13 protein-coding genes are annotated in these 16,016 nt (G+C 57.3%); 8 read left to right on the top strand and 5 right to left on the bottom strand.

Translation table 11 applies throughout. From position 1 onward, the window contains the following. The 7 genes from AABZ39_11940 to AABZ39_11910 form a co-directional block, all read left to right on the top strand. Window positions 1–622, top strand: a 622-nt coding sequence (locus AABZ39_11940) for a hypothetical protein (protein ID MEK6795484.1), incomplete at its 5' end; no start/stop codon positions are given. 3 nt (window positions 623–625) lie between these two features. Next, window positions 626–1,516: a 50S ribosomal protein L11 methyltransferase gene (locus AABZ39_11935; protein MEK6795483.1), complete on the top strand. Its 891-nt coding sequence runs from the start codon at window positions 626–628 to the stop codon at window positions 1,514–1,516. Between the two features lie 5 nt (window positions 1,517–1,521). Then, window positions 1,522–2,847: an HD-GYP domain-containing protein gene (locus tag AABZ39_11930; protein ID MEK6795482.1), complete on the top strand. Its 1,326-nt coding sequence runs from the start codon at window positions 1,522–1,524 to the stop codon at window positions 2,845–2,847. A gap of 11 nt (window positions 2,848–2,858) precedes the next feature. Further along, the gene (gene trxB / locus AABZ39_11925; GenBank protein ID MEK6795481.1) at window positions 2,859–3,788 is read left to right on the top strand and encodes a thioredoxin-disulfide reductase; all 930 of its coding nucleotides are present in this window, start codon (window positions 2,859–2,861) and stop codon (window positions 3,786–3,788) included. A gap of 3 nt (window positions 3,789–3,791) precedes the next feature. After that, window positions 3,792–4,787 carry a hypothetical protein gene (locus tag AABZ39_11920; GenBank protein ID MEK6795480.1) on the top strand — a complete coding sequence of 332 codons (996 nt, stop codon included), beginning with the start codon at window positions 3,792–3,794 and terminating at the stop codon, window positions 4,785–4,787. Window position 4,788: 1 nt separating this feature from the next. Then, the gene (locus AABZ39_11915; GenBank protein ID MEK6795479.1) at window positions 4,789–5,550 is read left to right on the top strand and encodes a metallophosphoesterase; all 762 of its coding nucleotides are present in this window, start codon (window positions 4,789–4,791) and stop codon (window positions 5,548–5,550) included. A gap of 6 nt (window positions 5,551–5,556) precedes the next feature. Continuing rightward, window positions 5,557–6,795: an ankyrin repeat domain-containing protein gene (locus tag AABZ39_11910; protein ID MEK6795478.1), complete on the top strand. Its 1,239-nt coding sequence runs from the start codon at window positions 5,557–5,559 to the stop codon at window positions 6,793–6,795. A 29-nt stretch (window positions 6,796–6,824) separates the two neighbouring features. On the opposite strand, the gene AABZ39_11905 is transcribed toward AABZ39_11910, so the two are convergent. From AABZ39_11905 to pepF, 3 genes are all read right to left on the bottom strand, one after another. After that, a complete protein-coding gene (locus AABZ39_11905; protein ID MEK6795477.1) occupies window positions 6,825–9,029 on the bottom strand; it encodes a hypothetical protein in 2,205 nt (734 codons plus the stop codon). A 64-nt stretch (window positions 9,030–9,093) separates the two neighbouring features. Then, window positions 9,094–9,768 carry an N-glycosylase/DNA lyase gene (locus AABZ39_11900; protein ID MEK6795476.1) on the bottom strand — a complete coding sequence of 225 codons (675 nt, stop codon included), beginning with the start codon at window positions 9,766–9,768 and terminating at the stop codon, window positions 9,094–9,096. Further along, window positions 9,769–11,574, bottom strand: a complete 1,806-nt coding sequence (gene pepF / locus AABZ39_11895) for an oligoendopeptidase F (protein MEK6795475.1) — start codon at window positions 11,572–11,574, stop codon at window positions 9,769–9,771. A 132-nt stretch (window positions 11,575–11,706) separates the two neighbouring features. On the opposite strand from pepF, the gene AABZ39_11890 reads away from it, so the two are divergent. Continuing rightward, window positions 11,707–13,869 (top strand): sialate O-acetylesterase, encoded by a 2,163-nt coding sequence (locus tag AABZ39_11890; GenBank protein MEK6795474.1) that lies wholly within the window; start codon window positions 11,707–11,709, stop codon window positions 13,867–13,869. Window positions 13,870–13,879: 10 nt separating this feature from the next. Here AABZ39_11890 and AABZ39_11885 read toward each other — a convergent pair whose 3' ends face one another. Continuing rightward, a complete protein-coding gene (locus AABZ39_11885; protein MEK6795473.1) occupies window positions 13,880–14,962 on the bottom strand; it encodes a hypothetical protein in 1,083 nt (360 codons plus the stop codon). A 5-nt stretch (window positions 14,963–14,967) separates the two neighbouring features. Continuing rightward, window positions 14,968–16,016, bottom strand: a 1,049-nt coding sequence (locus AABZ39_11880; protein MEK6795472.1) for a GGDEF domain-containing protein, incomplete at its 5' end; no start/stop codon positions are given.

Below are 16,016 nucleotides of genomic sequence, written 5' to 3'. Positions count from 1 at the left end.
ATCCAATCTCGCCGCCCGCATCGATTTCATGAGCCGCTCTCGGTACGCATTCGGCATGACGGAGATACGCGCTGGCTTTGCGACCGGACCCCTCTTCGATGCGCGAAGCCCCGATATCCCCGTGTCGCTCCTTGGTACGTTCTCGTTCATCAAGCCGTTCACGAGCGAGCTTCGCTTCGATATCGGCGCGTGCTGCGCGGTGACCTTAAGCGGCCCGTTCAGGGACCTTTCCTATCACGCAGGCATCGTGCTTTCCCATGACGGCGAGAACAATGCGCTTCTGCGCTACGCGGACGTACGCATCTCCTACGAATACATCGCCACCGCGCTTTCAGCGATACGCATCGGCACGGTGCTCGAGATGCCGTTCAAGCTCTCCGTACTCCTCTTCGAATGGCGGCAGGAAGCGATGCTCCGCGTCACATCATCGACGGGGTTCTTCATCGAAGAAGCGCTGTTCTTCGACCTCATGAGCATTGCCAAGGCGAACCCCCTGGTCGTGCAGCTGTCCGATGAATCGGTATTGCTCGGGGTCTCGGCACGCGCGTTCTACAATACGTTCGGGGCTATCGCCAACACGCTCGCATTCGGCGGCGCAGTTACGCTCGCTTGGCGGTTCTAGGCCATGCGCGCGCGGAAATCACCATCGATAATCGCACTTACCGTATCATTTCCCTCCCCTCGTTCGGAAGACATCGATAATGCCATGGGCGCGGGTGTCCCGTCGTCGCTCGGTTTTTCCATCGACACCGAGCATACCGATCCCGCGCATGCAAAGCTCCGCGTTTATTTTCCCGACGATGAGGCACGCCGTGTCGGCGAGGCCATGCTTACGGGCGTGTTCGCATCGCTCTCGCTCCCGTTCGCCGCGCATCGCGAGACGCTCATTGAAGAACATTATCTCAATGCGTACCGGCAATTCCTCATGCCGCTGTGCATCGACCGATCGCTGTGGGTGGTCCCGTTCTCGCGCGACCGCTTCACTGAAAAGAAGCTCCCTGCGGTCTATATCGATCATCAATACGCGTTCGGTACCGGCACGCACGCGACGACGCAGCTCGCGCTCTCGCTCCTCATCGCACACGTAAAACGCGGGAAGAGCCGCATAACGCTCGCGGATATCGGCACCGGCAGCGGCATTCTCTCCATCGCCGCCATGAAGCTCGGCTACCGCGAGGTGAGCGCGGTCGACATCGAGGAAGCGGCGGCATCCTGCACGCGCGACAATGCCCGCGACAACGGCGTAACGCTCAAGCACATCGCCGTCGGCAGTACGGATACGCTCGCCGGAAGCCGGTTCGATACGGTGGTGATGAACATAGAGACCGAGGTCATACTCTCGCTCATCGACAGCGCCGTGCCCCTCGTTCATGACGGCGGCGCGCTCATACTTTCGGGCATACTCGCCGCGCGTACGCGCGAGGTCGATGCGCGCATACGAACGCTCCCGCTCAGGATAGTGCGCCGCAAGACGAAGGGCGACTGGCACGCCATGCTCCTCCGGAGGACGGCGTGAACGTCATGTCATGGGCGACATTCATCATACTCCCCGGCATAGGGCTTGTGTTCGCCATCATCTTCACCGTCGTGTTCTTCCTGCATCGGAAGCTTCGCTATCACATCTGGTTCGCTGCGTTCGCGCTCGCTGCGGCGCTTTCCATCGCCTCATCGGCGGTCGTCCGCGAGAGCGGTCACCTGCGCACCGTCATTTCCTTCCACAATCTCACCGTCATCGCGCTCATGATAGCGTGTTATGCATGGAGCGGGTTCGTGATACGCCTCCTCGCGCTGAGCGATCGCACATCGCGCATGTTGAAGCTCATCGTCACCATCATATCGATCCCGCTCGCCGTCATCGCGCTCCTCGCACCGCTCGGCATATACATTCGCGGCGCCTTCATCCATGCCGAACGTTTCATCCATGCCGCATACGCAGGTCCCTGGTATCTCCCGGTTTATATCGGCGCCTCTGCCATATTCACCGCCACGCTTACGCTCCTCATCGTCAACTATATGCGGCATCGCCTGAGCATAGACCGCCGCTTCGGTCTTTTCTTCATTCTTGCATCGGTCCCGCTGCCAGCCGTAACATGCGTTACCTCGGTAGTCCTCGCACGCGGGGGCGAGGTGAGCATGTTCGTCATGGGCTACGGCCTTACCACGACCGTCGCGCTCACCGGTTACTGGCTCATCTACAATATCATGCACGTCTATGATGACCTCCACCGCTCGCATCTCTCGATATCATACTTCCTCGAGAAGACGCGCGTCAAGAACCGCGAGATGATACAGGCGCTCGCCACCACGCTCGAAATGCGCGACAAGTACACGGCGGGGCATTCGGAGCGGGTGCGGGACTTCGCCTTCGTGATAGCCCGCGAGCTTTCCCTCGACAATGAAACGCGCGCGGTGATAAACACCGGCTGCATACTGCATGATATCGGCAAGATCGGCGTATCCGAGAACATACTCAACAAACCGTCCATGCTCGATTACGAGGAATATCAGGACATGAAGAAGCACGTTTCCATCGGGCGTGATATGCTCTCGTTCCTGGAGGATTTCATCCCCTACCTCGAGATAATCTACTACCACCACGAACGCATCGACGGCCGCGGTTATCCCGAACGCCTGAAAGGGGAATCCATACCCCTCCTCTCGCGCATCGTCGCGGTGGCGGATACGTTCGATGCGCTCACCTCCGACCGCGTGTACCGCAAGGGGGTATCGTTCGACAAGGGCTGTCAGATGCTCCTGCACTTGAAGGGCACGCAGCTCGACGGCCCCCTCGTCGATATTTTCGTGAAAAAAATATCATCGATATACGGCTTTCCTATCGATGCCTGACGGAGATGCAGATGAAACAGTATGATGCTATCATTATCGGCGGCGGCCCTGCGGGGCTTACCGCACTCCTCTATCTCGGACGCGGCATGGCGAACACCGTCCTCCTCGAAGCGGCCGGTGTCGGGGGACAGATGCTCCTCACCGATGCGATCGAGAACTACCCCGGGTTCCCGGGCGGTATTCAGGCGTTCACGCTCACCGAGCAGATGGAGAAACAGGCGCGCGAATTCGGCGGGGCGATAGAAACGCTCGAGGTCGCATCGATAGAAAATATCGATACGCCCGTCAAGAAGGTCGTCTGCGCTACCGGCGAAACGTTCGAAACGAAGGTGCTGATACTCACACCGGGGGCGAAGGCGCGTGATCTCGGCGTCGCCGGTGAAGAGCATTTCAAGGCGCGCGGCGTTTCGTACTGCGGCACCTGCGACGGGGCGTTCTTCCGCGACAAGACGATAGCTGTCGTCGGCGGCGGCGATACCGCGTTCGACGAAACGGTGTTCCTCACGCGCTTCGCGAAGAAGATATATCTCGTGCACCGCCGGAAGGAATTCCGCGCAGCGCCGATATCGATCGACCGGGTACGCAAGATGGAGAAGGTCGAATTCGTCCTCGATACCGTCATCGATGAGATATACGGAGAGCAGACGGTCAAAGGCATACGGACCAGGAACACGGTGAGCGGTACCACGGGCGATATACCGCTTGACGGTGTGTTCATCTTCGTCGGTCTCGATCCGGTCACCGGCTTCCTTGCAAAAAGCGGCATCACTATGACGCAAAGCGGCTACATCATCGTCGACCGCGACATGAAGACGAATTTCCCCGGCGTATACGCAGCGGGCGATGTCATCGAGAAATCGGAGCGGCAGATAGCCACTGCTGTCGGCGATGCTGCCACCGCCGCCTGTCAGGCGATCAAATACCTCGACTCGCTCAGGTGATGCATGGCTTCCGATGAACCGGTAAAAAAGCGCCGCCGCTCCAAACGCCTCGTAAAGGACGACGGCGTACTCCCGAAGTCTGTCTCGGAGGAATTCGACATGGCGAGCGCCGCCATGAGTCCGAGTGCCGATCCGAACGAGAACGATTCACTCGTCGATTTCCGCGCTATCGAGAAGAATCTGAAGATAAAAAGCCAGACGTATGCCGGGGTACACCCCATACCGATAAAGAACATCGTCGGCAGTCTCGGGCGATACGATAATTTCAATGCGCAATTCCTCCCCAAGGACTGGCATGACCGCGGCAAAGCAGCCGGGGTGCGCTCGATGAACGAGCTTGAAACGGAATTCCCGCCGATCAAAGTATATGAGGTCCACGGCAAGTATTTCGTCGTCGACGGGCATCACCGCGTCATGGTATCGGTGGAACGGAAAAAGGAATTCATCGATGCCGAAATAACGCGCGTGGAATACGAGGTCGACCTTGCAAGCGGAAAGGAATTCCCCGCGATGACAGCGATAACCAGAAACCTCCTCATTTCCATCGAAGCAGAGGCGTTCGCGAAACAGACCGGGCTCTATGATGAGATGCTCCGCTATCCATTGGCCGTTACCGAAATATCAAGTTATGCAAAACTGTTCGACTATATCACCGAGCTCGGCAATTACCGCAGGGCGCAGGGCTTCGATGAACCGCTTACGCTCAGTGCGCTCGAGTGGTACCGCAAGAGCTTTCTCCCCGCGGCACACGTCATCGTCGACGAGCATATACTCGACCGTTTTCGCGGGCGCACGGTGGCCGATCTTTATGTATGGATGCGCATCCATCAGGGATATCTGAGCGATACGGGCGAAGCGGATGTCGGCTTTACCGAAACGAAAGAGGACTTCGTGAGGAAATTCGGCCACGACTACATGCTCGGCGTACTCCCCGACCTCATGATGCAATTCGTCCGCGCCGCGGTGAGATCCGTGCGCGATGTGCTCCCGGACGCCTGACGTGCTCACCATACTCGCGGTAAGCGATCAGAAGGAAGAGTCGCTCTTACGGCTCCTTGAGAACAGGAGCGAGGAGATACGCCGCACGGTCGACATCGTCATCTCCTGCGGGGACCTCACCGCCGCGTACGTCGAGCTTATCGCGTCGCTCACCAACAAGATCGTCCATTATGTATTGGGCAATCATCATTTCGAGGAGCGCTCGCCCGATGCGCGCGAAGAGCCGAAACGGATGTCCGGCATATTCTCCCCGGGGCACGACGTCCCGGAAGCCCTTGACGATGCCCAGCGGAACATACCCGGCGGGATCAACATACACCGGACGACGATAGCGGAAGAGCGTTTCAGGCTCACCGGATTCGAGGGATCGGCATGGTATAACGGCGAGGACAAGCAGTACACCGAATCGGAGATGTCCCGCGCAGTACGAGCCGTCTCGCGGACGCTCGAGTTCTCCTCGCTCGGGGCGCGCATGCTTGGAAAAAAAGAGCCCCCGCTCATCGCGGTATCGCATGCGCCGATCGCGGATGTCGGCGACGGCAGGGACAGGACACATCGCGGGTTCAAATGCTTCCACCCGTTCATACGCCGCCGTAATCCCGCGCTCTGGCTTCACGGGCATATCCATCTCGATCACTATTCCAAGAACGCCGTGTTCCGCGTCGGCGAGACCACCGTGGTCAATTGCTTCGGGTATAAATTCATCCGGCTCAACGATGACGGCACCGTGCGCTCGACGTTCGATCTCAACGGCATAGGATGAACGCGAATGCATCGACCTGACCGCTGCAGCACTACACGGCTCATGATCCGCACGTGCATCCTGCTCTGCATCGCAGCCTGTATGCTGCCGCTCCTCGCATGGTCGCGCAAACCCACCGGCATCCCGAGCAAGCCGCAGACGATACCCGCCCCTAAAGCGGTTCCCGCAGAACGATTGTTCGCCGCGGCGCGTACCGGCAACACCGCGCTCACAACACAGCTGCTCAGGTCCGGGATACCGGCAGACAGCAGGATACCCGCTCAGAAAATAAGCTATTCGCGGGCGCTTGCGCACGCACGCGATCTGAATGACCGCTTCTTTCTTTCTCTGCTCATCGCGGAACCGGGCGAAATCCCGACGGATGCAGACGCGGGACAAACGGCCCTCATGACGGCATCGCTGCATGGTCATGCAGAAACGGCCGGCGTGCTCGTTTCCTACGGCGCATCGGTGCATGCGAGGACGAAGGGGAATTTCACCGCGCTCATGTACGCGGCGGGCTCGGATGCATCGAACATGGTGCATGCGGTCATTCGGTTCGGCGCGAGGATCAATGATGTCGATCTTCGTTCGCGAACGGCGCTCCATCATGCCGCGCGGCTCGGCGCATCGCATGCGGCGGCGGCGCTCATTGCCGGCGGTGCAGCGGTCGACAGCCGGGACGCGGACGGCTGTACTCCCCTCATGCTCGCATCGAGCGTGGATTCACCCGATATCATGAACATCCTTCTTTCCCGCGGTGCATCCGTATCGTCGGCCGACAGACAGGAACAGTCCGCTTTGGCGAAAGCGGCAGCGGCCGGTGCAGTACGGTCACTGCGGCTGCTCATCGAACACGGCGCATCGGTACGAGCGCATGACGTGAGCGGGTGGACGCCGCTCATGGAAGCCGCTGCGAACGGCCATGCAGCAGCGCTTACGGTCCTCATCGCACACGGCGCCGATGTGAACGAACGCGACGGCACCGTGGGCCAGACCGCCTTGATAAAATCGGCCATTCGAAGACAGTACCCCATGATCACCACGCTCCTTGCACAGGGGGCCGATATCAATGCGATGGATAAAAGCGGCAGTACTGCGCTCATGTTCCTCGCCTATTTCGGCGATGCCGATGGCGTGCGATCCCTGCTGAAACACGGCGCGAACGTATCGCTTATGGACGATCAGGGAGACACGGCCGAAGCGATCGCCCTGCGGGAGGGGCACACCACTGTCGCCCGGTTCATCGCGGCGGAAAGGAAATAATATTATCGGGCCGGGGCGGTCCGGTGAATTCAGATGCGCTTCTCCGGCGAGGCAAGCACAAGCGCACGCGGACGCTTTGCATTCGTATACACGAAGACAACGCTCGCTTCCCCGCCGGGGAGAATGACGCGGAACGCTATCATCGATTTTGAGCCGGCCATGCTCTCGCGATAGCCGAAATTGAACGGCACCTGCAGTTTCTCATTACCGGCAAGCATCTCGATGCGCTTCTTCGCCGGGAACACGCCCTTCAATTCCCAGCCGCCGTAAGGCTGTATCTCTATCCCTTCGATGGAATTCCCGGTAAGGTTCACGATGGACAATACGCCCTCGCCGCTCTCGTCGTTCACATCGATCGACGTCTGTATCATCGTCTCGCCGTATTTTTCGCGCATGCGCGACACGACGGATGCATTGATATACGCCCATTCATTGACCTCTATGCCGCGGTACTTCGACCAGAACATGCGCGAGATATCGTGAAAGAACACGCCGCGCACGCGATTATTGCGATTGAGCTTCTGACACGCCTCGTTGTACCGCTTTGCATATTCGAGCTGCGCAAGCTCGCTTCCGTCAAGGAGCCGCTTATCGATCATATTGCCGACGAGCACATTGTAGTTCCCGGAAAGATACACGGGCCAATGCACCATCATCTGCTGATAGACATCACGCGTCGCTTCATAGAGCATGACCGCGTCCATATCGGCGCCCGCGTCGAAGAACATATACGGGTCCTGCCCGTGCTCGACACCGTGGTTCCACCCGAGCGTGAACACCCAGAGCGGCTTGGTTATGCCCGCATCGCGTATGCTCTTTATCACCATCGATGACTTATACGCGCGGAACCAGCGCCACTTGGATAGCATCTCTTTGCTTCGGACCACTTCATTCGCAAGCCACGTGACCTTGTCCTCGAGCTTCATCGACGACCATCCGGCCGGGGCGTTCGCGCCGGTCACCGACACCATTTCATCGGCCATCTCAAAGCCGTCGAATTCCCCGGTACGGATGAAATCGAGACCGAGATAGGAAACGTTCTTATTGTCCTGGAAGCGCTTGAGCAGATCGATTATATCGCCGAGACGCTTCTTGCATGACAGCGATATATGCCGCGACGCCTGCACGCCGGAACTGCCGTAGGTGAGCGATATCGAGTAGCCGGCGTTCTGATTCCCGTAGCCCGGCGTGAAATAGCTCATGACATAGGCACCGAGCTTCACATCCTTTTTGCTCTTACTTTCGGCAAAGAGCTCAATGTTCTTCACCGGTATCGATCCCCATACCTTCTTCGGGGTGATGGACGCATCCCATCCGGTGGTCTGACCGCCGAGCACCCAGAAGGTATCGGAGTTCATCGCGCGCACCCAGTCGTAAATGGTATGATAGTCTCCGGTGCCGCCGTTCACGCCGGGTATCTTCTTATCTGAAATGGGAAGATTATACTCCATGGTGACGACGGCGAGCGTTCGGTCGACAGGGGGGACCGGTCTGCCTTTCACGTAGAACGGCTTTGCGTACACGCGCTTGACACCCTTCGATTCGTAATAGACGACGAATTCATAATCGCCGATGCTGCCGCCGAACGGATGCAGATATACCGCCTTGTAGCCGCTCCCGTAGGGCTGCACATTGATGGAGAGACGCCCGTCGCCGTTGGCCCTCAACTGCTTGTTCGCCGCACGACGCACATAGACTTCTATCTCGCTCATGAGGGGCTTCTCTTTGCCCGGCGCGATGATCAGCGTCAGCGGTTCGAAGCGGTATATCGCGTCACGCTCAACAGCGATCGTTACCATTCTGTCGTCGGCCGAGGCGGGCGAGGAAAGCTCGGCCTCTTTTATCTTTGCATCTATTTTCTGGGAATCCGCGGTATCGCCGTTGCCGTAGAAAAGATACGGCGTCTCTTCCTTCTGTACGAGCACATCGTCGTATGTCATCGACACGCGCTTGGTCATTTTCACGCCGCCGTTGCCGATAAGATCGCCTGCATCCCTGAGATTGAACGACTTGCCGATGAAGCGCCGGCCGTAATCCTCGGGATTCGCCGGTGCTATGCGGTGTCGTATGAACACGCGGTCATCATCCTCTTCTATGTCCGGCATGTGGTTCGTAAGGAACGGCATGCGCGCGGTTTCCGCGTAGGTCGATCTCCCGCTCATGCTGAACGAGAGAAGCACGATGGACAATGATATCAGGAAGAGTATGAAGGTTGCGATGATGCCTTTGCGCATGGGTAGTGCACTCCCGGGGCGTTATGTTACCTCTATTATCGGAAAACCGCAAAATGTCTAAAGGCTATTTGAACACATCCCCCGCTTCCTTGTACCAGAGAACGAGATCGAGGTCGGCAAGCGATATGCCTATCTTTGACGAGAATACCGCCATTTTTGCCTCAATATCGATATAGGTCCGCTCGGTGAGCGTCCTCGGTAAACGCCGGAGTATCCCGAGGGGGATAAGATTCTTAAGCACGTGCCGGTCAATGATGGCGACCGTATCCCCGAAACCGATATTCCTTAAGAAATGACTTGCTTCCTTTATACCGATGCCCCTGATGTTCTTGACAAGCCGGCGGCGTGTAGCGGCAAGGTCCGAAACATCGATCATTTCCCGGAGAAGGAATTTCCCGTCCGTGAACAATCTCGTCCTGTTCTCGACGATATACCGTGATTTATTATTGTGGAACCGGACCCCGTGCACGGCGCGTATGACAGCGGCTATTTCGCGGGCGCTGCCGTTCATGAGAAGCCCGGTGCGCATAAGCTCCTCTATCACTTTCCACGCCTGATGCGCCTTTGACTGCGGCGTCAGCGTGCAGAACGAAAGCTCGCCGAAAAGCTTCTCATCGGGATAGGACGCGTACGCTTCCTTGAAATCATTCTGCCGCGCATGGATACGCCCGGCGAGTTCCCGATAGAGGCGCATGAGCTCATCCGCCGCCGTCTTCTGCGATGACCGCATGTTCGCCATCTATTTCGATGCGTCGTATGCCGCCGCAAGTTCATCCACGAGCGTTGAAAGGTACGAAAGCGCGTTCTCCACGGGTGCGCTCGACGCAAGGTCGACACCGGCCACACGAAGCTCGTCGAGGGGGAAGGCGCTGCCGCCGAGCGTGAGAAATTGCCGGTACTGACGCACCGCATCCGTACCGTGCTTGATGCGCCGTACGATATCGAGCGCTGCGGATATGCCGGTCGCATATTTGTAGACATAGAATGACGAGTAGAAGTGCGGGATGCGCAGATACTCGAGCGGGAGCATGTTCCCGATGACCATGGTATCGCCGAAGTATTCTGTGAGTATCGCGCGGTATATCGCCGTCATCGTCTCAAGCGTGAGCGGCTTGTTCGCCTCGCGCTCCGCATGCGTACGATGCTCGAATTCCGCGAACATGGTCTGCCGTATCAGCGTGGTGCGTATCTCCTCTATCTCGCGATTGATGATGTACATGCGCATGGCATTATCATTCCTGTACTTCTTCGCAAGATGATCGGTGAGGAGCGCCTCGTTCACCGTCGACGCCACCTCAGCGACGAATATCGTGTAATCACCGTACGCGTAGGGCTGCGCTTTCCGGGAATAATATGAGTGCATGGAGTGACCGGCCTCATGCGCAAGCGTGTACATGCTACCGATGTTCTCATCTTCATAGTTGAGAAGGATATACGGCGGCGAATCGTAGCACCCTGATGAATAGGCACCCGAGCGCTTCCCTTTGTTCTCGTAGCGGTCCACCCAGCCCCCGAGGAGGCCCTTTGTCAGTGTTTGCACATAATCGTCACCGAGGGGAGCGAGCGCTTCGGCGCAGACGGACACCGCCTCCCCATAGGGAATTCGTATCCGGATATCCTTCACGAGCGGCACATAGAGATCGTACGGATGGAGCGTATCGACGCCGAGCATGCGGGCGCGCAGACGATAGTAGCGGTGCACGGCAGAGATATTCCCCTTCACCGAGCTGATGAGATTATCATACACCGACGCATCCACATTGTCCGGGTGAAGAGCGGCCTTTCGTACGGACGGGAAATGACGCACCGATGCGTAGAAATGATCGGCTTTTACCGACGACGCATGGGCGGCGGAAAGCGAATGCTTGTGCGCTTCGTACTCTGCGTAGTACTGCGCGAACGCGCGTTCACGGACAGTGCGGTCCGGGTTCATGAGGAACGTGATGAAATTCCCATGCGTCAGCTCTTTCTCGGAATCTTTTTCATCTTTTATCGGACCGAATTTCATATCGGCATTGTCGAGTTGGCTGAAGATGTCGTGAGCGGCGCTACCGGTCTCCCGCGAGAGCGCGAGTATACGCTCTTCGCTTTCGGCGAGCGTGTGCTCTTTATTGCGAAGAATCTTTTCAATGTGGAAACGCAATTCGTCGAGCGACGGGCTTTTAAGAAAACCATCCATGCTCTCCGCCGGTATCGCCATTATCTCGGGCATCATCCAGCTTGAGGCCTCGCCTGCGCGCTGCACGAGATTGGTCATGCGTTCCATGAACCCGAGATAACGCTGATCGGTCTTGTTCTCATCGCTTTTGAGATGCGCATAGACGTAGCAGCGGTCTATCTTCCGCGACACGGACAGATCGAATTCGAGAGCGGCCGCGAGCGCCGCCGCGGAGGAAGCGAGCGTTCCGCGGAACGACGCATAGCGCGGAATATCCGCTTCTATCTCTCCATACAGTGTATCCCAGGCAGCTTCATCGGCGAACAGCGGGGAAAGGTCCCACTGATGTTCGCGCAGAACTTCATGACGGTCTTTATTGTTCGACATAGCTCACTCGCAGGTATTTCATTCGCGGATACGGTATCCTATCGGGGATGAAAATGCAATATCGCCTTGACGTTCTCTCGATTGCTGACTATACTGTTCCCACGAAAATCGACCGCCTTGAAGGACATTGCAATGAGAATACGGATCATCTTTCTTGCACTCGTTGGCGCGGCAGGCTTATTCGCCGAGACAAAAATCCCGTCAATATTCAGCAGCAATATGGTGATACAGCAGGACAAACCCATCGTCATCTGGGGGTGGGACGATGCAGGGACCACGGTCACCGTTTCGTTCGCCGGCAAGTCGGCGCAGGCAATAGCGGACGGGAACGGGCGCTGGCAGGCGGTCATACCCGCGATGAAGGCCGACGGCAAAACCTATACCATGACAGTCAAAGGGACATCGAGCCTGACATTCGACAATGTCGTCATCGGCGAAGTATGGCTCGGCAGCGGCCAATCGAACATGGAGTGGTCGGTACGGAGCGTAACGAACGCTGAACTCGAAATGGCAGCCGCCAATTTCCCGAACATACGCCTCTTTCTCGTACCCAAACGCGTGCTCGCCACACCGGACATCGATATCAAAGCGGTATGGCAGATCTGTGCGTCGAATACCGTGCCGGGTTTTTCGGCAGCCGCATACTTTTTCGGACGTGAGATACACAATAAACTTCGTGTGCCCGTCGGACTTATCGCCTCGGCATGGGGAGGGACGCGCATCGAACCGTGGACCGAGCCTTCCGCATTCGGCGAGATACCCACGCTCATGTCGATGTACACGCAGGCATTATGCTCCGATCCGCGTACGCCGCTCCATAAAGAGCGGATGGAACAGTTCCTGTCGGGGCTCGAGACATGGATAGCCGCATCGCGGAGCACGACCATCGAGGAGAAGTCCGTCACGAACATGCCGTCCTTCCCGCAGGAGCTCATGCCGCCGAAGGACCAGCAATCGCCATCGTCATTGTACAATGGAATGATCTACGCGATGATACCGTACGCCATTCGCGGCGCGCTCTGGTATCAGGGCGAGGCGAATCACGGCGAGGGTATGCTCTATGTCGATAAGAAGCGAGCGCTCATCGACGGATGGCGCAGGCAGTGGAACTCCGACTTCTCGTTCTATTTCGTACAGATAGCGCCGTATCATTACGGCGGGGAAAACCCCTCAACGCTCGCAGAATTCTGGGAAGCGGTAGCGACGATACCGTCAACGATATCCAATACCGGCATGGCGGTGGTGTACGATGTCGGCAATACGAACGATATACACCCGCGCAATAAGCAGGAGGTCGGTCGGCGGCTTGCGAATATCGCGCTTGCGAAGACATACGGTCAGAAAGGCATCGTCTATAACGGCCCGGTATACAAGTCGCACACGGTCGAGGGCGATACCATGAAGCTCTCGTTCGATCATATCGGCAGCGGCCTCGCATCGCGCGACGGCAAACCGCTCACCTGGTTCGAGCTCGTCGATGCCGATGAGGGCGGTTATTTCCCGGCGAACGCATCCATCGCAGGGAACACCGTCGTCGTTTCTTCGCCGCAGGTGAAAAAGCCCGTGTTCGTGCGCTTCGGCTGGCACAAGGTCGCCGAACCGAATCTCATGAACAAGGAAGGCCTTCCGGCATGGGCGTTCCGCGCAGGAGCCATGCCCACCAACCGCGATCCGTTCGTCTTTATCGTACCGGACGCAGGGAGATACAAGCTCGTCTACGATCTCGACCTTGCAAAACTCGGCGCGACCATCACCTGCGATACGGACAACAGCGCCGACGCCGGATCATTCGACCGCATCGCCTATTATCTGGAGCTGCGTACTGCCGCAGGCGAGACGCAGTGGGTGCATGTATCGATGAACGCGTTCACCGATGATGCTTCGAAGATCGGCATACCGACGGTAGCATCGAAAGCGAAATTCCAGGACCTCGTCACCGGGATGAACGTGTTCTCGAGCACGCGCTCTGTCGCGAGCGGGATGAACATGCGCGGGAACATCGAATTCTGGCCGAACAACTACGGCGGGCAGAACGCGAAGAACATACCGAACGCATCGACCACCGCCTTCGATCTCGGGGATCAGATGAGCGACCCGGAGGACGGCTATGGATGCATGCAGGTGCACAACTACGATGCCCGGCAGACGATATTCGCCGTCAACTCATGGAAGTCCGGACAACGGGCGGACATCGGCATCGGCAATGCATCGGGCGTGAACACGGACTGGACGTTCTCCGGCGCGGGGTCGCAGTACACCTATAAGCGGCTGAAGATATACGTCCGTCCGAAATAGCACCGAGCGTTCAGCGCCCGGCGCGTATATCGTCCCAGACGGCGAGCGACGGCTTTGCATTCCCGTCCATATCAAGAAAGCCCATGCGCGAGAACCAATTGAGCGTCGATGATTCATGTCCGGCAGCGGGGCCATACGTCTTCATATCAAGATCGTTGATGATAAGATATATCCAGAATTTCAATCGCGGGGCCAATTGCCGCTGTATCACCCGCAAATACTCTATCTGTCCGTTCGTTGATCCGTTGAACACCGCTATCGATGCCGAGCTGTGCCCCCCCTCGGCGACAGCAAGCGGCTTCTTCGTTCGAGCAAGAAGCGGCGTGTAGTAGTTCGCGGGGATATCAGCAGGGGTCTTGAACGCTACGAACGGATACGACGATATGGCCCACACATCGAGCATGGGCTCGAATGCCTCGACCAACTCCCATTTCGTCGCGTACGGCTTTCGCCCTTCATCCATTCCGTTCACAAGATTATTGAGGTCTTCCCATTGGAACGTGACAAAAACCTGAGTTGTCGGTAATATCCTCTTGATGAGGGCATAGGTTTCTTTGTACAGGCTGACATACGCGGAAAAGTCATCGGGGTGCGTATCGATATAGGTATTTACCTCGGAGGCGAGGCCGAGATAGCGCGGTTTGAACTCTCGGAGAATGCGTATCGTGAAGTTGGTGAACGCGGCACGCACGTCCCTGTTCGAGAATTTCGGTTTCCATCCGAGGGGAAGCCCCTTGAACTCGCGGCGATTGAGGCCGTTGAGCGGGTCGACGACGAATATCGCGTCAAGGCCGTTCATGCGTCCGATGATCATCTGATTCGAAAGATCGATGAGCGTCTGCGACTTCGCGTTCGGGGTTCGCAGGAATTCTTTCCAGGGTATGTTGGGCTGATGAAGCACGACATCGGCGTGGGAGGCCATGTTCGAATAGGTCGCGAACACGCTTTCGATCGTAAGGCGCGTCGGCGAAGGAAAAAACCCGAACACGGTGCGCTTGGCATCGAACACCGACGACGATGCTTTCGTGCCGGCACCGAACGTACATGCACCCGCAGCAAGGAGCAGCATGACGTGTATACTGTTTTTTCTCATAGTCATCATAGTTTTTTGTACCTGTTCCTTCCGGCACGTTTCGCGCGATACATTGCCGCGTCGGCACGTCCCATGATATCCTGTTTTTCATCGCTCTTCCTGCACGCGGTAACACCGAAGCTCGCTGTTATCCGGTAGTGCCCGCCGACGAATTCAGTTTCAATGATCTTTCGGAGCTTATCGGCGAACGTACACGCATGGGCAACAGCAGTTTCCGGGAGCAGTATCATGAACTCCTCACCGCCAACGCGCGCGAACGTATCTGTCGCACGTATATGATTCTTGACTATCTTCGACAACAGCTTCAGCACCGAGTCGCCGGCCCGGTGGCCGTGGGTATCATTGATCCTCTTGAAGTGGTCGACATCGAACATGATGAGCGAGAGCGGTCGGCGGTAACGCTTAAGCTTCATGATCTCCTGCGCGAGAATATTTTCGAATGCGATGCGGTTGATCGCCCCGGTGAGCGAGTCGTAATTGGCGAAATATTCGAGCTTGTTCACCACGAACGCCTTCAACTGCCAGATGATCCCCGACAGGAGAACGATATTGAGCGTGATAAGCAGCATCGTATAGGTGAGCAGCTGTTTCGATTCATCGGAGGCGTGCTCAAGAGCGAACACCGATTCATCGGCGATGCGCCAGCACTCCTCGCTTAATGACACGATGGTTCTCCGCGCCCCCGCATCACCCGACCGATGCGCCGCGAACGCCGCCGTGAGCTTATTCCATATCAATTCAAGCTCGGTTAATTTTACGGCAACCTTCGCGCGTGAGCTGAAATCGAAATTCGTGCCTCTCATGCAGCGGATAATGGTATCATCGACGGTGCGCCTCACCGCAGCGGAATCGATACCCGCCAATTCCATCTTCGATGCGCGCTGTATCGACCCCCGTATGGTGCCGAGCGCATTGATGGCGGCACTGTCGTTCTTCGTGTTCGCACTGTAGAGGAACACGAACACGCCGTCTGCGGCAGTAAGCGCGAGGAACAGCAGCGCGGCTATGAGAAGTCTACCGGATATGCGGTACATATTCGGAGAATAACAATTAT

Source organism: Spirochaetota bacterium, from assembly GCA_038043445.1.
GTDB lineage: Bacteria > Spirochaetota > Brachyspiria > Brachyspirales > JACRPF01 > JBBTBY01.
The sequence above is the reverse complement of the archived record's forward strand: the minus strand, read 5'-3'. Positions and strand labels throughout refer to the sequence as shown.